Raw genomic sequence first — 16,740 nt, forward strand, 5'->3', positions numbered from 1 at the left:
GGGGATGTGACGATCAGTCAGCTCGGGAGGGCGTTCGTCCCTTGCCCGGGGCGCCGGCGAAGACCTGGGCGATGGGGAGCCAGGCGGTCGCGGTGGGGCCGGTGGCGGTGAGGGCGAGGTCGTCGCGGTGGCGGCGCTGCGTCACCAGGAGGCAGAAGTCCAGGGCCGGGCCGGTCACCCGGTCGGTGGCGCCGTCCGGTCCGAAGGTCCACAGGCCGCCGTCGGGCGCGGTCAGTTCGAGCCGGACGGGCGATTCGGGGGCGGGCAGCCCGTGCAGGGTGAACGCGAAGCCGAGGGTGCGCAGCCCCAGGTGGGCGATGTGCCGCAGCCGGGCGGTGGGCTCGCGGGCGGCGCCGAGCGCGTCGGCGACGTCCTGGCCGTGCGCCCAGGTCTCCATCAGTCGGGCGGTGGCCATCGAGGCGGGCTTCATCGGCGGGCCGAACCACGGCAGCCGGGTGCCGGCCGGGGTGGCGGCCAGTGCGGCCGACACCTCCTCCCGCCCGGCGCGCCAGCGGGCGAGCAGGTCCGCGGGTGCGGCGGCCGCGCCGCTCGCCGCGCCCTCGTCCACCGGGTCGACGCCGGCGGCCGGCAGCGTGCCGAAGCGCTCGTCGAGGGTGGCGGCGAAGCCGTCCGCGTCGCGCGCGGCCAGCGCCGTCCAGTCGTCGGTCCAGGCCAGGTGGGCGATCTGGTGCGCGATCGTCCAGCCCTCGGCGGGCGTCGGGCGCGCCCAGCCGGCCGGGTCCAGTCCGGCCACCAGGGCGTCCAGCGCCGCGCTCTCGGCCCGCAGGTCGTCCAGCAGCGCGGCCAGGACGTCCGCCGCGGGCGTCGTCGGGGTGTTCGGGTCCGTCATCGGTTTCCCTCCTTCCGGGTCCGGCGCACTACCCGCCGGTACGTCACGGCCGCACCCTACGCCCGGCCCGGCCGCCGTGCCCGCCACTGCGTCGAAGGCGCGGGGAACACCCATGTCAGCACTCTCGCCAGCGGCCGTGCCGCGTGTGACAATCTCGCGATGACAAGGGCGAAGACGGGCCCCGGGGCCGCGGACACCCTCACCACCCCGGCGCACTCGGACGATCCCGGGCTCGCCGCCCGTGCCGCCGAGTTGGTGCGGGACGCCGTGCTCGGCGACCTCGCGCGGCGGGTGGTGGCCGAGTGCGGGGCCGACGTCGGACTGGTCGGCGTGCCGCAGCCGCCGGCCGGGCCCCGGGGGCGCGACGCGGGCATGGTGCTGCGCCACTGGGCCGGCACCCGGGCCGACCTGCTGCACGACCGGGCCGTCCCGACCGGCACCGGCCTGGGCGGGCGGGCGCTGGCCGAGCGGGCGCCCAGCTGGGTGCCCGACTACCGTGCCGCCACCACGATCTCGCACGACCACGACGCCGCCGTCAGCGCCGAGGACCTGTACGCGATGCTCACCGTGCCGCTGCTGCACGGCGACACCGTGTACGGCGTGGTGTACGCGTCGCTGCGCGCCGTCGTCCCGTTCGGGGACGTGCGGATCGCCGCCGTCGGCGAACTGGCCGCGACGGCGACCCGGGCCCTGGCCGGGGCGGCCGCCTGGCGGTCCACGCGGCCCCGACGGGCCGCCCCCGTACGGCCGTTGACCCCGCGCGAGCACGAGGTGCTGCGCTGGGCGGCGACCGGCCGGACCAATCCGGAGATCGCCGCCCGGCTGGGCCTCACCTGCAACACCGTGACGGGCTACCTGAAGTCCGCGATGCACAAGCTCGGCGTCCGCAATCGCACCGAACTCGCCCTGGCGGCACGCGAGTCCGGCCTGATCGACCGGTGAACATGCTTGGTCGACCGGTGAACATGCTTGGTCGACCGGTGAACGTGCCTGGTCGGGGCCAGTGGGTGCGCCTCAGCCGACCTGCCGCTCCCGCCCCGCCCAGTACGGCTCGCGCAGCCGGAACTTCTGCAGCTTCCCGGTGGCGGTCCGCGGCAGGGTCGCCCGGAACTCCACCGAGGTGGGCGACTTGTAGCCGGCCAGCCGCTGCTTGCAGTGCGCGATCAACTCGGCCTCGGTGATGGCCTCCTGGCCCTCCCGGAGGACCACCAGCGCCTTGACGGTCTCGCCCCACTTCTCGTGCGGCACTCCGATCACCGCGGCTTCGGCGACCGCCGGGTGGCCGTACAGGCAGTCCTCCACCTCGATCGAGGAGACGTTCTCCCCGCCGCTGATGATGACGTCCTTCTTCCGGTCCGAGATGGTCAGTTGGCCGTCCTGGCCGAGGACGCCGCCGTCGCCGGTGTGGAACCAGCCGTCCCGCAGGGCGTCCGCGGTGGCCGCGGGCTGCTGCCAGTAGCCGTCCAGCACGGTGTTGGAGCGCACCAGGACCTCGCCGGAGGCGTCGACCCGCAGCCGGGTGCCGAGCGCGGGGGCGCCCGCCTGCACCAGCTTCTCGGCCCGTTCGGCGGCGGGCAGGGCGTCCCACTCGGCGCGCGAGCGGTTGACCGTGACCACCGGGGAGGTCTCGGTCAGGCCGTAGAGCTGCATGAACTCCCAGCCCAGCTCGGACTCGACCTGCTGCACCACCGAGGTCGGCGGCGGCGCGCCGGCCACCACGATCCGCACCCGGTCCCGGCCGGGCACCGGGCCGTCCCACTCGGCGGCCGCGTCCAGCACCATCTGGACCACGGCGGGCGCGCCGCTGAGGAAGGTCACCCCGTGCCGCTCGACCCGGCGCAGGATCTCCGCGCCGTCGACCTTGCGCAGCACGATGTGCCGGGCGCCGAGCCCGGTGAGGGCGAACGGCAGGCCCCAGCCGTTGGCGTGGAACATCGGCAGGGTGTGCAGGTAGACGTCCCGGTCGCCGGCGCCGTAGTGCAGGCCCATCAGTACCGCGTTCAGCCAGATGTTGCGGTGGGTGAGCTGAACGCCCTTGGGGCGGGCGGTGGTTCCGCTGGTGTAGTTGATCGTGGCGGTGTCGTTCTCGGCGATCTCGTACCGCCGGGGGGAGTTGTCGAAGTCGTGGAGCAGCGCGTCGCTGTCCGCGCCGAGCACGAACTTGTGCTTGGCCGTCACCCCGCCCAGCGCGTCGGCGAGTTCGGGGTCGACCAGCAGGACGGACGCGCCGCTCTGCTCGACGATGTACGCCACCTCCTCGGCCTTCAGCCGGAAGTTCACCGGGACCAGCACCCGCCCGTACCCGCTCACCCCGAACAGGGAGGTCAGCAGCCGGGCCGAGTTGTGCGACACGACGGCGACCCGCTCGCCCGGCCCGACGCCCAGCCGGTCCAGCCCGGCCGCTTGCGCCCGGGCCAGTTCGGCGACCCGGCGGTAGCTCAGCTCGCCCCAGGATTCGGCCGGCTGCACCGGCTCGTCGACGATGCCGACCCGGTCGCCGTAGACCAGCTCGGCCCGGTCGAGGAAGTCCATCACGGAGAGTGGAATCTGCATGCGCCCACTGTCCTCTCCCACCCGCCCGCCGGACACCCCCGATCGGGGGTGTCGCCGGTGGGAGCAGAGTGGAAGGAGCGGATTCCGTTTGCTGAGCCCGTCGCGAACAGACGGGCGACCGATGCGGCGGGCCCACCGGCCACCTGCTAGGAAGATCGCAGCGAACGGCCATGCACCCACGGGGAGAAGCACCATGAGCGACCGACGACCGGGCAGCACCCGCCACGAGGCCGGGGGAGTGCGGTGACCGCCCCCGTCACCGCGCACCCGAGGGCCGCGGGCCTGCTGCTGCGCCCCTTCGAGGACGCGGACGCGCCGGCCCTGATCGAGGCGTACCGGGACGAGACGCTGCGCCGCTTCACCCGCACCCCGGTGGGGAACGCCGAGGAGGCCGCGCACTGGCTCGGGCTGCAGTACCGGGGCCGGGCGGAGGGCCGCCGGTACAGCTTCGCGGTGCTGGAGCCCGGCACGGGCGAACTGCTCGGCAACGTCGCGCTCAAGCGCGGCACCCCGGGCGGGGAGGCGGCCGAGGTGGGCTACTGGACGGCGGCCGCGGCCCGCGGCCGGGGGGTGGCCCCGCGCGCGGTGGTGGCGCTCACCGCCTGGGCCTTCGAGGTGCTCGCCGACGACGGCCTGGTCCGGATCGACCTGCTGCACCAGGTGGACAACCAGGCGTCCTGCCGGGTCGCGGAGAAGAGCGGCTACGCCTTCCAGGAGGTGCTGACGGCCTTGCCGCCGGAGTTCCCGTTGGACGGTCACCGGCACTCCAGGAAACGGCTGGACGGGGCCGAACACGGCAGGTCAGAGTAGCCGGATGGGATCTCTGGTACGACACGTGACGATCGACTGCGCCGACCCGCACGGCCTCGCGCAGTTCTGGGCCCAGGCGCTGGACGGCACCCTGGCCGAGCGCATCGCCACCGGCAACGCCTGAGCCAACGTTTGGGCCACTGCCTGAGCCACCGCCTGAACGACCGGCCGCCGAGTCCACGAGGACTTGGCGGCCGGTCGGTTCGCCCCGCCCGGCGCACCCGTCACACGACAGGCCGACGTCTCGGGCCGTCGCAGTGGAACCGTCCGATAATCGAACCTGGCTGATGCCACGTCGCGGCGAGCTTCCCCGACCCCACCACCCGAGAGACAGGCAGGTACCCCATGGCCAGAATCGCCGTGATCGGCGCCAACGGCACCATCGGCAGCGCCGTCGTCGCGGAGGCGGCCGCGCGCGGGCACGAAGTCACCGCGGTGGTCCGCGACCCGGACCGCTACCAGGGCGGGGCGGCCTTCGTCGAACGCGCGGACGTCCTGGACCCGGCCCAGGTGGCCCGGGTGGCGGCCGGCCAGGACGTCCTGGTGAGCGCGGTCGGCGGCGGCGACGGCCCGGGCCACCTGGCACTGATCGGGCCGGCCGCCCGTTCGCTGGTGGAGGGCCTGCGCTCGCTCGGCGACGCCGCGCCCCGGCTGATCGCGGTCGGCGGCGCGGGCAGCCTGGAGACCGCGCCGGGGGTGCGGGTCTGGGACGCGCCGGGGCTGCCGGAGCCGGTGCTGGAGATCATGCACGCGCACGGCGCGGCGCTGGACTTCTACCGGGCGGTCTCCGACGTCCGCTGGACGGTGCTCAGCCCGGCCGCCGAGATCGGCCCGGGGGAGCGGACCGGCCGCTACCGGACGGGCCTGGAGCAGCTGCTCACGGATGCTGCCGGGCGCAGCCGGATCTCGGTGCCGGACTACGCGGTCGCCCTGGTCGACGAGGCCGAGCAGCCCGAGCACATCGGCGAGCGCTTCACCTGCTGCGCGCTGTAACCCTCAGTTACGGTGCGCCCGGTCAGCCGAGCTGGATCGACCGCTTGGCGAGCCCCATCCAGAACCCGTCTATGACGCTGCGCTGGCTGCCGAGGTCGGCCTCGCCGGCGCCGAGGGTGACGAACAGCGGGGCGAAGTGCTCGGTGCGCGGGTGGGCGAGCCGCCCGGCGGGGGCCTTGCGCTCGAAGTCGAGCAGCGCGTCCAGGTCGTGGGCGTCCAGGGCGCGCCGGCCCCAGTCGTCGAACTCGGCCATCACCGAGCTGATCCGGCCGTCGTTGCTGAGCGCCCGCAGGTTGTGGGTGAAGAAGCCGCTGCCGACGATCAGCACGCCCTCGTCGCGCAGCGGGGCGAGCCGGCGGCCGATCTCCAGCAGCCGCTGCGGGTCGAGCGTGGGCATGGAGATCTGGAGGACGGGGATGTCGGCCTCCGGGAACATCTCCACCAGCGGGACGTACGCGCCGTGGTCGAGGCCGCGGTCGGGGATGTCCTGGACGGGCGTGCCGGGGGCGCGCAGCAGCTTGCGGACGCGGTCGGCGAGCGCCGGTGCGCCGGGGGCGGCGTACTGGACCTGGTAGTAGTGCTCGGGGAAGCCCCAGAAGTCGTACACCAGCGGCACGGTGGTGACGGCGCCGAGGGCGAGCGGTGCCTCCTCCCAGTGGGCGGAGACCGTCAGGACGGCCTTGGGCCGGGGCAGGTCGGCGGACCAGGCGGCCAGTTCACCGGGCCAGACCGGGTCGTCGGCGAGCGGCGGCGCGCCGTGCGAGAGGTACAGGGCGGGCATACGCTCGGGGGCCGCGGTGCTCATGGCGTCCTCCTCCTGGGTCGAACGGGACTGGTGGCTCGGCAGAGTAGTTCAAATTTGAACCTCTACTCGCTGACCGTACACCTTCGTTCGAATTTGAACAACAGGAGTAGGCTTCACCACATGTCCACACTGAACGAACCCCGCTGGCTGGACCAGGACGAGATGGCTGCCTGGCGGGGCTTCGTCGTCGCGAGCAACCTGCTCAACCGCCGACTGGAGCGCCAGCTCAAGGAGGACTCCGGCCTCTCGCACCAGCAGTACGAGATCCTGGTCCACCTGTCCGCCGCCCCGGCCCACGCGCTGCGGATGACCGAACTCGCCGACAAGCTGGTCACCTCCAAGAGTGGCCTCACCTACCAGGTCACCCAACTGGAGCGGATGGGCCTGGTCGCCCGCCGCTCCTGCCCCAGCGACGTGCGCGGCGTCATCGCCGAACTCACCGACCAGGGGCGGGAGTCACTGCGGCAGGCCGCACCCGGGCACGTCGCCCTGGTCCGCGAGCTGCTGATCGACGTGCTCACCCGCGAGCAGCTGGCCGTGCTCGCCGAAAGCCTCGGCGAGGTCAGCGCCCGGCTGCGCCTCGACGACACACCCTGAAGCCCTGGGCCCCTCAGTCAGTCCCCCCGCAGCAGCCGCCGCTCCCGTCGGCGGTCTACCGAGCCTGAGCCGGAGCCTGAGCCCGGACCGGCTGCGGGGCGCAGAGCAGGGCGGTCCGCAGGTCGAGCCGGTCCCGCAGTCGGGCCAGGCTGCGGCCGGTCAGCTCCTCGATCCGGCGGATCCGGTAGTGCACGGTGTTGACGTGGATGCACAGCGCCTCGGCCGTCCGCGCCCACGAGCCGTCGTGGTCCAGGAAGACCGCCAGGGTGCCCAGCAGCGAGACGCTGTTCTCCCGGTCGTGGGCGGCCAGCGGGGCCAGCAGCCGGGCGTGGAAGGCGGCCGTCACCTCCGGCGGGATGCCGCGAAGCAGTCCGTCCAGCGAGTCCAGTTCGGCGGCGCTGCCGACCGGGCCGGCCGAGCCCTCCAGTACGTAGCGGGCCTGCACCAGCGCCGCCCGCAGTGCGGCGGGGGCGGGCGGGGCGGCCGGGCCGACGCCCACCCGCAGGGTGCACCGGCCGGTCAGCCGGCTCTGCAGCGCGGGCCGGGCCCGGCGCAGCCGTTCGGCGACCTGCTCGACCGGCGCGGCCACCAGCGCGGCGGACCGCCCGCCGCGGTCGGTCCCGGCGGCGTACGGCGCGCCGAGCGGGTGCAGCGCCTCGGCCAGCGCGTACGCCGCCCAGGCGGCGGGCGGGCCGTCGCCCGGTGCGGCACCCGCCTCGCCCGCCAGGCCGCCGTCGATCCGCGCGGTGACCGCCACCAGCGACTCGGCCCCGTCCAGCCCGCAGGCCGCGAGCGGCTCGGCGAGCCCGGCCTCCCCGGCGAGCGCGTCCAGTAGCCGCCCGGCGGCCCGGCGCCGCGCGCCCGCGTCGGCGTGGGCGCGGGCGGCGAGCGGGGCGAGCAGTTCGGCCAGGGCCTGGAGTGCCGGTTCGGCCGCCGCCGAGCGCAGGTGCGGGCGCAGCCGCCAGCCGTCGAACGGCGAGCCGTCCTGGGGCCCGACGGGCAGCCCGGTGTCGCCGCGCCCGGTGGGCGGGACGGGTGCGGCAGTGGCGGGTGCGGCGGTGACGGCAGCGGCGGTGGCGGCGACGGCCCGGCCGCCGGCGGTGGTGATCGAGCAGTCCGGCACCCCGAGCCGGCCGACCGCGTGGGCCAGCACCTCGCCGGCCCCGGCGTCCGCGTGCAGCAGGTCGAGCAGTTCGTGCCGGACGGTCTCCGGGATCGCCGCGGTGTCCTGGGCGCCGGCCCGCAGGTCCCCCCAGAGCCGCAGGTAGACGCGGTCGGTGACGGCACGGAAGCTGACTCCGGCGGGCACCGCCAGCAGCGGGATGCCGTGGGTGCGGCAGGCGTCGGCGAGGCTGTCCGGGACGCTGCCGTGGGTGCCCTCGCCGGCCAGCAGCGCCGCCACGCCCGCGCTGCGCAGGGCGGTGGCGAAGCGCAGCGCGCCGGAGGCGTCGGCGGGCTGCCACCAGACCAGGCCGGTGAGGACGAGTTCGCCGGGTTGGAGGTAGCGGGCCGGGTCCTGGAGGTCGGTGGAGCTGAGCCCGGTGACCGGGCGGTCGAGCAGGTCCGGGGTGCCCCAGGCCAGGCGGATGTCCAGGTCGTCGAGGTGCAGCAGGTCGCCGACGATCATCTCTCGCTCATCTCGCTCTCGCTCTCGCCTTTGTGCGCCGCGCACGGATGTGCCTCGCAAGTGCAAGGTTCAGGTGCGCATGGGCATCGTAAATGCAAGTCATGCGGCGGTGATTCTTCTTGTCGGATCATCCAGTGCGGGCCCCTCGGCGGGTGTGCGGAACCAGCCGTCCGCCCGATTGCGGTGCCGCTTCCATCGGCTTTCGCGGCTTCCATCGGCTTCCACCGGTGCGGGGCGCGCCGAGCCGCCTCCTCGGACATGCCCGCCCCTGTCTCCGCAGTTACCAGCTGAAAGCGCTCTGCCCCATCGCAGATGCCGCTGAAATCATCCTTTCAGCGCCGCAGCTGCGAATGCCCGAGCCCTCCCTCGGGTAACCCCCTCCCGGGTCGCAGCGGCGCGGCCCGGGAGGAGGGAGCACCATGACCCCGTCGAGCCCCACCGTCCGGCTGCACGGCCACTTCGACCGGCCCGCCGAGCTGTCGGTCGACCAGCTGCGCGCCCTCCCCGCGCACCGCGTCGAGGTCAGCTTCGACTGCCTGGCCGAGGGCGAGCAGCGGCACGACTACGAGGGGCCCGCGCTCTGGGACGTGCTGTGCGCGGCCCGGCCCCGGATCGACTTCTCCGGCCGCAAGCAGCGGCTGCGCTTCCTGCTGTCGGTCAGCGGCGCGGACGGCCACCGGGCCGTCGTCTCCTGGGCCGAGATCGACCCCGACTTCGGCGGCCAGCGGATCCTGCTGGCCACCAGCATGGACGGCGCCCCGCTGGACGCCGCCGGCCCGCAGCTCGTCGTCCCCGACGACCACTGCGGCGCCCGCTACGTCAGCGGGGTCACCGCCGTGTGGCTCGGCCCGCTGGGTGAACCGGCGGCCTGAGCCCCGGCCGCGGGCGGGCCTTGACCCCGCCCCGGGGCCCGCTCTCGCCGAGTGCTTCGCGGTGGAGCATCGTCGCTGCTCGGAGGGGGTGCGGGCGATCGCGGGGAATACCGAAAAACAGCTCGCCGGATGCCTGTTTCCGTGCCAACATGCCCCATATGGGGACGATTCTGCACGGCACCCTGGTGACCCTCCGCACCGCCGGCACCGACGACATCCCGGCGCTCGCGGCCATCCGCGGCACGCCCGAGGTGTTCGCCCGCTGGCGGGGCGGTGACGACCTCGCCGACGCCGTCGCCAGCGACCTGGAGGAGCCCGACACCGAGACCCTCGCCGTCGAGGTGGGCGGGAAGATCGTCGGCGCCATCCAGTGGTACGCCAACAACGACGACGAGTACCGGCACGCCGGCATCGACATCTACCTCGACCCGGAGGTCCACGGCGTCGGCCTCGGCGCGGACGCCGTCCGCACGCTGGCCCGCCACCTCGTCGACCACCACCACTACCACCGGCTGATCATCGACCCGGCGGCCGACAACACGGCCGCGATCCGCTGCTACGCGAAGGTCGGCTTCCGCTCCGTCGGCACCATGCGCCAGTACGAGCGCGGCCCGGACGGCACCTGGCACGACAACCTGCTGATGGACCTCCTCGCGGACGAACTCCGCTGACCGGCGCGCGAACTCCGCTGACCGGCGCGCCCGTGCGGCGGTAGGCGGCCCGGCAGCGGCCCGACCGGTCCGGAGCGCGCGTGGCGCGGAGTCAGATCGCGGCTGCGCCTGCTGCCGCCCGCTCCGGCGCCGGGCAGCCGCAGGTGCGCCGCAGCACCAGCCGGGCCGGGAAGGTCCGCGCGCCGGTGGAGCGCCGCTCGGCCCCGCCGAGGACCAGGTCGACCGCGGCGCGGGCCATCTCGTCCTGCGCGGTCGCGACGGTGGTCAGTGCCGGGCCGGCGATCACCGCCTCGGCGATGTCGTCGAAACCGGCCACCGCGAGCTGCTCCGGCACCCGGATGCCCAGGTCGTCGGCGGCCCGCAGCAGGCCGATCGCCTGGTCGTCGGTCGTGCAGAACACGGCGGACGGCCGGTCGGGCCGGGCCAGCAGGGCGAGCGCCTCGGCGTGCGCCCGGACGCGGTCGAACGGCGCCGGCACCAGCCGCCCCTCGGTCGCCAGCCCGGCCTCGGCCAGCGCGGCGGCCCAGCCGGCCGTTCGCCCGGTGACCGGGTCGTGCGGGCTGAGCGCGAGGGTGCCGCCGAAGCAGTGCACCTCGGCGTGGCCGTGCCCGAGCAGGTGCCGGACGACCTCGCGGGCGCCGCCCTCGTCGTCCGCCACCACCGCGACGCCGTCGGCGGTCTCCGCCCGGTGGTGCAGCAGCACGACCGAGGTGCCGTCGCCCACGTCGAAGCCGGTGAGCCCGGGGGTGGCCGGGTCCTGGGTGACGAGGATCAGCCCGTCGACCTGCATGCCGAGGAACGCGCGGATGTAGTGCGCCTCGCGCTCGTCCACGTAGTCGGAGTTGCCGATCAGCAGGAGCCGGCCGTGGTCGGCGGCGGCCTGCTCGACGGCGTGCGCGAGCCCGGCGAAGAACGGCTGGCGGGCGTCCGGCACGACCATGCCGAGCAGGTTGGTCCGCCGCCGTGCCATCGCCTGGGCGACCCGGTTGGGGCGGTAGCCGAGCTCCTCGACCGCCGCGAGCACCCGCGCCCGGGTCGCGGGCGCCACCGGCCGCGGCCCGTCGTTGATCACATAACTCACGACCGCCGTGGACGTCCCCGCCACCCGCGCCACATCGTCCCGTGTCACCCTCGCCATGCCCGCGAGCCTACACAGCGCCTCCGACAGCTCCGGGCTGCCGTCGCCGCCGGGCGCCCGCCGCGGTCAGTACGTGTGGTCCGCGGTGATGTCCGCCGAGAGGCCGAGGGCCTGTTCGGCGGGTCGCCCGCGCAGCGCCAGCAGGGTCTGGGCGAGCGCGTCGACGGCGGCCAGGTGGGCGAGCCGGCTGGCCGTGGTCTCCAGGCCGAAGACCAGGTCCTGCCCGCCCGCGACCAGGGTGTGGGTGGCCGTCTCGGTGAGCGGCGAGCGGGCGTAGCTGGTGAGCGCGACCACGGCCGCCCCGGCCGCCCGGGCCCGGCGCGCGGCGTCGATCACCAGCGGGGTGGCGCCGCCGTGGCTGACCGCGAAGCAGACGCCGTCGGGCGGGAGCTGGGCGGCGGCCAGCTGGGCGGTGAGCGGGTCGGCGGGGGCGTCGACGCGCAGGCCGAGCGCGCGCAGCCGGTAGGCGAGGTCGAGCACCACCGCGCCGGACAGCCCGGAGCCGACCAGCACCACCTGGCCGGCGCCGGCCAGCACCTCGGCGGCCGCCCGCAGGTCGTCGGCGGTGAGCGTGGCGGTGATCCCGTCCAGGGCCGCGCGGGCGGCCCGCAGGGTGTCGGCGAGGGCCCGGGCGGCCGGGTCGCGTGCGTCGTCGTCGGCGGGGGCCGGGGCCGTGGCGGGGGAGTGCCGGGCGGCGGCGATCTTCAGCTCCTGGTAGCCGCGGAAGCCGAGCCGCTGGCAGGCCCGGACCACGGAGGAGGGGGCGGTGCCGGCCAGTGCGGCGACGTCGCTGACGCTCAGGTGCACCAGGCCGGCGCCCCGGTCGAGCACCACCTCGGCCACCCGCGCCTCGGCGCCGCGCAGGTCGCCGAGCCGGGCCCGGATCCGCGCGGCGAGCTGGGACTCCAGGGGCGTCATGTCGGAATGTCCTTCCATGGCGCTAGGGTAGCGTGGAATTCGGTTCCAGGCCGTGCCGGGTCGCCGGAAGGCCGTCGGAGGGGAGCTTCGCCATGCCCGAGATCGTGCCGGCCGTGCCGGTGGCCGTGCTCGCCGCGGCCGTGCTGCACGCCGTCTGGAACGGCCTGGCCCACCGGATCGCGGACAAGCTGGTCGGCTTCGCGCTGATCAACCTGACCTACACCGCGTGCGCGCTGGTCCTGGTGCTGCTCAACCCGCTGCCGGCGGCCTCGTCCTGGCCGTACCTGCTGGCCTCGGTCGCCGTCCAGACGACGTCGACGGTCCTGCTGCTACGGGCCTACCAGCTGGGCGACTTCGGGCAGATGTACCCGATCGCGCGCGGCTCGGCGCCGCTGCTGGTGGCCCTGCTGTCGGCCACCGTGCTCGGCCAGCACCCGGGCGCGGGCGAGCTGTTGGGCGTCGTGGTGATCTCCTGCGGCCTGATCGGGCTGGCCTTCGCCAAGGGCGTCCCGGGGCGGGCGCAACTGCCCGCGCTCGGGGCCGCCGCCGGGACGGGCGTGATGATCGCCGTCTACACGGTGCTGGACGGCAGCGGCGTCCGGCACGCCGGGACGGTCGGCGGCTACGTGGCCTGGCTGTTCCTGTTGCAGGGGCCGACGCTCGCGCTGATCGCCTGGGCCCGGCGCGGCCGTTCGCTGCTGGCCGGGGTCGGCAAGGTGGTGCCGGTGGGGATCGCGGGAGGCGTGCTCTCGCTGACGGCCTACGGCCTGGTGGTGTGGGCGCAGTCCCGGGGAGACTTGGCGACGATCGCGGCGCTGCGCGAGACGAGCATCGTGATCGCCGCCCTGATCGCCACCGTGGTGTTCCGGGAGCGGCTCGGCCGGCTGCGGCTGAGCGCCAGCCTCATCGTGCTGGCCGGGATAGCCGTCCTGGAGCTGGCCCGGTCGTAGGGCGTGCCCTGGCCGGTCCGGCCGGTCTCGGGCTGATCCACCGAGACCGGCCGGACAGGATTCGGTGGCCGTCAGCCCTTTTCCGGCACGATCACGGTCAGCGAGGTGCTCAGCACCTCGAAGCCCAGGGACTCGTAGAGCCGACGGGCCGGGTTGCTGTCGGTGACGGCCAACTGCACCTCGACGAGCCCGCGTTCGGCGGCGTCGGCGACGGCGCGGCGCAGCAGGTCCGCGCCGAGGCCCCGGTAGCCGAGCTCCGGGTGCCGGAAGACGTCGGCGATCCACGGCAGGCCGCCGCGGTCGGTGAGGACGAGCCCGGCCACCACCCGGTCCTGCGCGTCCACGGCGAGCAGGCTGGACGGCAGCACCGGCCCGATGACCTCGCCGGCGAGCAGCGGGGCGATCCGCTGCGCCAGGGCCTGCCGGTCGTCGCCCGCGAAGTGGTCCGGGTGCCCCGGGGCGAACGCGGCCCGCCAGGCCTCGAACAGGTCCTCGGGCGCGCGGTCGCAGGGCACGGCCCGCAGGCCGCCGCGCAGCGGGGCCCCGGCCCAGTCGGCGGGCGGCGGGTCGGCGACCAGGTCGCGCCGCATGGCGTGGGAGTGCCGGAGCACGGTGGCGCCGTGCTCCAGCAGGGCGAGGCCGAACTCGGGGGCCCCGGAGACCACCCACCCGGCCAGCTCGGTGCGGACGAATTCCACCGGGTCGGTGCCGTCGTTTCCGTCCACCACCTCCAGCAGGTCGGCCCAGGGCCGCCCCTCCCGCTCGCCGAGGAGGTAGCGCACCACCGGTACGCCCTCGCCGTTCCGCCCGATCACCCAGTCAGTCTCGGTCACACCCAGCCCCATTCGTACGGTCGTTCGTCCGCCGTCATGGTCGACGAGAGTGCGTCCGGGGGCAACCGAATTGTCAGGCCACCACCGCGGCGCGGACGCAGAGCACGTCCGGCAGGTGGGAGATCAGCGGTGACCAGCTCTCGCCCTCGTCGTGGCTGCCGTAGACGTCGCCGGTCCGGTTGCCGAAGTAGATCCCGGCCGGTTCGGCGTCGTCGGTGCGCAGCGCGTCGCGCAGCACGATGCCGTAGTGGTCCTCGCCGGGCAGGCCGTCGGCGAGCGGCTGCCAGCTGGTCCCGCCGTCGGTGGTGCGGAAGACCCGGCACCGGCGGCCGGGTGGGATGCGGTCGTCCCCGCCGCCGAGCGGGAACAGGTAGGCGGTGTCGCCCCGGCGCGGGTGGGCGGCGACGGCGAAGCCGAACGCGGCGGGCAGCCCGTCGGCGACGGAGCGCCAGCTCGCGCCCCAGTCGTCGCTGCGGTAGACGCCGCCGTGGTTCTGCAGGTACAGCCGGTCGGGGTCGACGGGGTCGGGGGCGATCTTGTGCACGCACTGGCCGAACTCGGGGTACTGGCCCTCCTCCGGGAGGAACTCGGCGCGCAGGCCGGTGTTGGCGGGCTCCCAGCTGTCGCCGCCGTCCTTGCTGCGGTAGACGCCGCCGGTGGAGACGGCGACCAGCAGCCGCTGCGGGTCGCGCGGGTCGGTGACGACGGTGTGCAGGCCCTGGCCGCCGTAGCCGGCGCCCCAGTCGGTCCGGTGCGGGTGGTTCCAGAGCGACTCGACCAGGCGGAAGGTCTCGCCGCCGTCCTCGGAGCGGAACAGCGCGGCGGGCTCGGTGCCGGCGTAGACGACGCCGGGGGCCTCCGGGCCGGCCGGCTGGAGCTGCCAGACCCGGGTGAGCGAGGCGCCGGTGGCTTCGGGGAAGCGGATCGCCGGCTGCGGCGGCTCGTACCAGGTGGCGCCGAGGTCGTCGGAGCGCCAGACGGACGGCCCCCAGTGGCTGCTGTCGGCGCCGACCAGCAGCCGGGTGCGGCCGTCGCGGCGGTCGATGGAGACGGAGTAGACCGCGTTCATCCGGAAGTGCGGCCCGCTGAACTCCCAGTCCAGCCGGTCGCGGCTGCGGCCGAGAAAGAGGCCCTTCTCGGTTCCGACGGCCAACAGCACTTCGGTCATGCCCACACCACCTGGTGACGAGTACGGCCCCCCGGGACGGCCCCCGCCGCCCAGTGTCCCGCCGTCCACCGGCGGCCACATCTCGCCGCGCCCACTCACCCGGAAGGCTCTCTCGTCAGGAAGGCTCACCCGCCCGGCTCACCCCCGGCAGCCCTCCAGCAGCCGCAGCCACACCTCGCTGATCGTCGGGTAGGAGGGCACGGCGTGCCAGAGCCGGTCGATCGGCACCTCGCCGACCACGGCGACGGTCGCCGAGTGCAGCAGTTCGGCGACCCCGGGGCCGACCAGGCAGGCGCCGACCAGCACCTCGCGGTCCAGGTCGAAGACCACCCTGGCCCGGCCGCGGTAGTGGTCGCCGTACAGCGAGGCCCCGGCGACGGCGCCGAAGTCGTGGTCGACGGCCTTGACCCGCAGCCCGGCCCCTTCGGCCGCCGCCAGGGTCAGTCCGACGGCGGCGACCTCCGGATGGGTGAACACGACCTGCGGCGCGCCCGCGCTGTCGGCCGACGCGGCGTGCGCGCCCCAGCGGGAGGTGTCCAGCGCGTGCCCCTGGGCGCGGGCCACGATCGCCGAGCCCGTGATCCGGGCCTGGTACTTGCCCTGGTGGGTGAGCAGCGCCCGGTGGTTGACGTCCCCGGCGGCGTACAGCCACTCGCCGTCGACGCCGAGCACGGTGCAGCTGTCGTCCACCTCCAGCCAGCCGCCCGGCTTCAGCCCGACCTGCTCCAGCCCGACGTCGGCGGTGCGCGGGGCCCGTCCGGTCGCGTACAGCACCTCGTCCACGGTCAGCCGCTCGCCGCCACCGAGCGTCAGGACCACCGGCCCGGCGCCTTCCGCCCGCTCCAGCGCGGTGGCCTCCGTCCCGAACCGGAGGTCCACCCCGGCCTCGCGCAGGCCCTCAGCGACCAGCTCGCCCGCGAACGGCTCCATCCGCGGCAGCAGGTGGTCGCCGCGCACCAGCAGCACCACCTCGGAGCCGAGCGCCCGCCAGGCGGTCGCGAGCTCCACCCCGACCACGCCGCCGCCGACCACCGCCAGCCGCCCGGGCACGGCCGGAGCGGCGGTCGCCTCCCGGTTGGTCCACGGGTGGGCCTCCGCCAGCCCCGGCACGCCCGTGGGCAGCACCGGACGGCTGCCGGTGCACACGGCGACGGCGTGCCGGGCGGTGAGCACCCGCTCGGTGCCGTCCTCGGCCTCCACGGTGACGGTCCGCACGCCCGCCAGCCGGCCGTGGCCGCGCACCAGCTCGATGCCGGCGTCCCGCAGCCACTGCACCTGGCCGTCGTCGTTCCAGTGCGAGGCGAAGGAGTCCCGCCGGGCCAGCACCGCGGCCGGGTCCAGCCGCCGGTCGCCGACCGCCTCCCGGGAGCCGGCCACCGCGCGGGCGTCGGCCAGCGCGGCCACCGGGCGCAGCAGCGCCTTGCTCGGCATGCAGGCCCAGTACGAGCACTCGCCGCCGACCAGTTCGGCCTCCACGACCACCGTGCGCAGCCCGGCGGAGGCCGTCCGGTCGGCGACGTTCTCGCCGGTCGGTCCGCCCCCCAGGACGATGACGTCGTACTCCTCGGCGGTGCTGGTCATACCCGGTCCTCCGTGGTGTCGATGGCCACCCCGGCCCGCAGGGCGAGGGTGACGGGCGTGTGGTCGCGGACGTCGAGCAGCCGGGCGCGCCCGGCGCGCCGGGCGTCGTCCAGCGCGTCGTCCAGGGCGCCGGTGAGGGCGGCCTTCCGGGAGGTCGGCCCGTGGCTGCCGTTCGTCTCGTACCCGAGCCTGACCCGAACGGCCTCCAGCGGCCACTTCTCGCGCTCCGCGTGCATCCGCAGGGGCTCGCTTTCCCGTGGGATCCGGCCCTCGGCCGGACGGGGGGCGGGGCGTGTGTGCGGGGCCGTGTCCCCTCCTCGGCGGTCACAGGGGGTTTTGGCAAAAAAACCCCCAAAAAAACCACGGAAGGGGTC

At 75.2% G+C, this 16,740-nt stretch carries 18 protein-coding genes; 8 read left to right on the forward strand and 10 right to left on the reverse strand.

Features of this window, described 5'->3' with window-relative positions:
* Positions 1–13 precede the first annotated feature (13 nt).
* The gene (locus tag ACFVX9_RS18555; RefSeq protein WP_387982531.1) at positions 14–850 is read right to left on the reverse strand and encodes a TIGR03084 family metal-binding protein; all 837 of its coding nucleotides are present in this window, start codon (positions 848–850) and stop codon (positions 14–16) included.
* A 159-nt stretch (positions 851–1,009) separates the two neighbouring features.
* On the opposite strand from ACFVX9_RS18555, the gene ACFVX9_RS18560 reads away from it, so the two are divergent.
* Positions 1,010–1,792, forward strand: a complete 783-nt coding sequence (locus ACFVX9_RS18560; protein WP_387982533.1) for a LuxR C-terminal-related transcriptional regulator — start codon at positions 1,010–1,012, stop codon at positions 1,790–1,792.
* 72 nt (positions 1,793–1,864) lie between these two features.
* On the opposite strand, the gene ACFVX9_RS18565 is transcribed toward ACFVX9_RS18560, so the two are convergent.
* The gene (locus tag ACFVX9_RS18565; protein ID WP_387982534.1) at positions 1,865–3,403 is read right to left on the reverse strand and encodes an AMP-binding protein; all 1,539 of its coding nucleotides are present in this window, start codon (positions 3,401–3,403) and stop codon (positions 1,865–1,867) included.
* A gap of 243 nt (positions 3,404–3,646) precedes the next feature.
* Between ACFVX9_RS18565 and ACFVX9_RS18570 the strand changes: the two genes are divergently transcribed.
* From ACFVX9_RS18570 to ACFVX9_RS18580, 3 genes are all read left to right on the forward strand, one after another.
* Entirely contained in the window at positions 3,647–4,213 is a 567-nt protein-coding gene (locus ACFVX9_RS18570; protein ID WP_387982536.1) for a GNAT family N-acetyltransferase, read from the forward strand.
* A 25-nt stretch (positions 4,214–4,238) separates the two neighbouring features.
* Entirely contained in the window at positions 4,239–4,337 is a 99-nt protein-coding gene (locus ACFVX9_RS18575) for a VOC family protein (protein WP_387982538.1), read from the forward strand.
* A gap of 221 nt (positions 4,338–4,558) precedes the next feature.
* Entirely contained in the window at positions 4,559–5,206 is a 648-nt protein-coding gene (locus ACFVX9_RS18580; protein WP_387982539.1) for an NAD(P)-dependent oxidoreductase, read from the forward strand.
* A gap of 22 nt (positions 5,207–5,228) precedes the next feature.
* Here ACFVX9_RS18580 and ACFVX9_RS18585 read toward each other — a convergent pair whose 3' ends face one another.
* Positions 5,229–6,011, reverse strand: coding sequence for a dioxygenase (locus tag ACFVX9_RS18585; protein WP_387982541.1), 783 nt, complete (start codon positions 6,009–6,011; stop codon positions 5,229–5,231).
* 129 nt (positions 6,012–6,140) lie between these two features.
* On the opposite strand from ACFVX9_RS18585, the gene ACFVX9_RS18590 reads away from it, so the two are divergent.
* Positions 6,141–6,608 carry a MarR family winged helix-turn-helix transcriptional regulator gene (locus ACFVX9_RS18590; RefSeq protein WP_063350998.1) on the forward strand — a complete coding sequence of 156 codons (468 nt, stop codon included), beginning with the start codon at positions 6,141–6,143 and terminating at the stop codon, positions 6,606–6,608.
* Between the two features lie 55 nt (positions 6,609–6,663).
* Here the strand turns inward: ACFVX9_RS18590 and ACFVX9_RS18595 are convergent, their stop codons facing one another.
* Positions 6,664–8,235, reverse strand: a complete 1,572-nt coding sequence (locus ACFVX9_RS18595) for a PucR family transcriptional regulator (RefSeq protein ID WP_387982542.1) — start codon at positions 8,233–8,235, stop codon at positions 6,664–6,666.
* 419 nt (positions 8,236–8,654) lie between these two features.
* Between ACFVX9_RS18595 and ACFVX9_RS18600 the strand changes: the two genes are divergently transcribed.
* Together ACFVX9_RS18600 and ACFVX9_RS18605 are read left to right on the forward strand one after the other, a co-directional pair.
* Complete coding sequence (locus tag ACFVX9_RS18600; protein ID WP_063346982.1) at positions 8,655–9,107, forward strand: molybdopterin-dependent oxidoreductase; 453 nt, start codon at positions 8,655–8,657, stop codon at positions 9,105–9,107.
* A 158-nt stretch (positions 9,108–9,265) separates the two neighbouring features.
* On the forward strand, positions 9,266–9,778 hold the full coding sequence (locus tag ACFVX9_RS18605; protein WP_079135490.1) for a GNAT family N-acetyltransferase: 513 nt from the start codon (positions 9,266–9,268) through the stop codon (positions 9,776–9,778).
* A 91-nt stretch (positions 9,779–9,869) separates the two neighbouring features.
* On the opposite strand, the gene ACFVX9_RS18610 is transcribed toward ACFVX9_RS18605, so the two are convergent.
* Positions 9,870–10,916, reverse strand: coding sequence for a LacI family DNA-binding transcriptional regulator (locus ACFVX9_RS18610; RefSeq protein WP_380374783.1), 1,047 nt, complete (start codon positions 10,914–10,916; stop codon positions 9,870–9,872).
* Between the two features lie 66 nt (positions 10,917–10,982).
* Positions 10,983–11,852: a MurR/RpiR family transcriptional regulator gene (locus ACFVX9_RS18615; protein WP_387982544.1), complete on the reverse strand. Its 870-nt coding sequence runs from the start codon at positions 11,850–11,852 to the stop codon at positions 10,983–10,985.
* Between the two features lie 74 nt (positions 11,853–11,926).
* On the opposite strand from ACFVX9_RS18615, the gene ACFVX9_RS18620 reads away from it, so the two are divergent.
* Positions 11,927–12,784, forward strand: coding sequence for an EamA family transporter (locus tag ACFVX9_RS18620; RefSeq protein WP_387982546.1), 858 nt, complete (start codon positions 11,927–11,929; stop codon positions 12,782–12,784).
* A gap of 71 nt (positions 12,785–12,855) precedes the next feature.
* On the opposite strand, the gene ACFVX9_RS18625 is transcribed toward ACFVX9_RS18620, so the two are convergent.
* The 4 genes from ACFVX9_RS18625 to ACFVX9_RS18640 form a co-directional block, all read right to left on the reverse strand.
* Positions 12,856–13,617, reverse strand: coding sequence for a GNAT family N-acetyltransferase (locus ACFVX9_RS18625; RefSeq protein WP_387982548.1), 762 nt, complete (start codon positions 13,615–13,617; stop codon positions 12,856–12,858).
* Between the two features lie 73 nt (positions 13,618–13,690).
* The gene (locus tag ACFVX9_RS18630) at positions 13,691–14,785 is read right to left on the reverse strand and encodes a WD40/YVTN/BNR-like repeat-containing protein (protein ID WP_387982550.1); all 1,095 of its coding nucleotides are present in this window, start codon (positions 14,783–14,785) and stop codon (positions 13,691–13,693) included.
* Positions 14,786–14,923: 138 nt separating this feature from the next.
* Positions 14,924–16,366: a dihydrolipoyl dehydrogenase family protein gene (locus tag ACFVX9_RS18635; protein ID WP_387982552.1), complete on the reverse strand. Its 1,443-nt coding sequence runs from the start codon at positions 16,364–16,366 to the stop codon at positions 14,924–14,926.
* A complete protein-coding gene (locus tag ACFVX9_RS18640) occupies positions 16,363–16,602 on the reverse strand; it encodes a hypothetical protein (protein WP_380374791.1) in 240 nt (79 codons plus the stop codon). Before ACFVX9_RS18640 ends, ACFVX9_RS18635 begins: the two co-directional genes overlap by 4 nt.
* Between the last annotated feature and the right edge of the window lie 138 nt (positions 16,603–16,740).

The organism is Kitasatospora sp. NPDC058243 (assembly GCF_042882025.1).
Lineage (GTDB): Bacteria > Actinomycetota > Actinomycetes > Streptomycetales > Streptomycetaceae > Kitasatospora.

Coding starts and splice junctions, on each gene's coding strand:
- ACFVX9_RS18555 (WP_387982531.1), bottom strand. CDS start 850: ATGACGGACCCGAACACCCCGACGACGCCCGCGGCGGACGTCCTGGCC.
- ACFVX9_RS18560 (WP_387982533.1), top strand. CDS start 1,010: ATGACAAGGGCGAAGACGGGCCCCGGGGCCGCGGACACCCTCACCACC.
- ACFVX9_RS18565 (WP_387982534.1), bottom strand. CDS start 3,403: ATGCAGATTCCACTCTCCGTGATGGACTTCCTCGACCGGGCCGAGCTG.
- ACFVX9_RS18580 (WP_387982539.1), top strand. CDS start 4,559: ATGGCCAGAATCGCCGTGATCGGCGCCAACGGCACCATCGGCAGCGCC.
- ACFVX9_RS18585 (WP_387982541.1), bottom strand. CDS start 6,011: ATGAGCACCGCGGCCCCCGAGCGTATGCCCGCCCTGTACCTCTCGCAC.
- ACFVX9_RS18595 (WP_387982542.1), bottom strand. CDS start 8,235: ATGATCGTCGGCGACCTGCTGCACCTCGACGACCTGGACATCCGCCTG.
- ACFVX9_RS18600 (WP_063346982.1), top strand. CDS start 8,655: ATGACCCCGTCGAGCCCCACCGTCCGGCTGCACGGCCACTTCGACCGG.
- ACFVX9_RS18605 (WP_079135490.1), top strand. CDS start 9,266: ATGGGGACGATTCTGCACGGCACCCTGGTGACCCTCCGCACCGCCGGC.
- ACFVX9_RS18610 (WP_380374783.1), bottom strand. CDS start 10,916: ATGGCGAGGGTGACACGGGACGATGTGGCGCGGGTGGCGGGGACGTCC.
- ACFVX9_RS18615 (WP_387982544.1), bottom strand. CDS start 11,852: ATGGAAGGACATTCCGACATGACGCCCCTGGAGTCCCAGCTCGCCGCG.
- ACFVX9_RS18620 (WP_387982546.1), top strand. CDS start 11,927: ATGCCCGAGATCGTGCCGGCCGTGCCGGTGGCCGTGCTCGCCGCGGCC.
- ACFVX9_RS18630 (WP_387982550.1), bottom strand. CDS start 14,785: ATGACCGAAGTGCTGTTGGCCGTCGGAACCGAGAAGGGCCTCTTTCTC.
- ACFVX9_RS18635 (WP_387982552.1), bottom strand. CDS start 16,366: ATGACCAGCACCGCCGAGGAGTACGACGTCATCGTCCTGGGGGGCGGA.
- ACFVX9_RS18640 (WP_380374791.1), bottom strand. CDS start 16,602: ATGCACGCGGAGCGCGAGAAGTGGCCGCTGGAGGCCGTTCGGGTCAGG.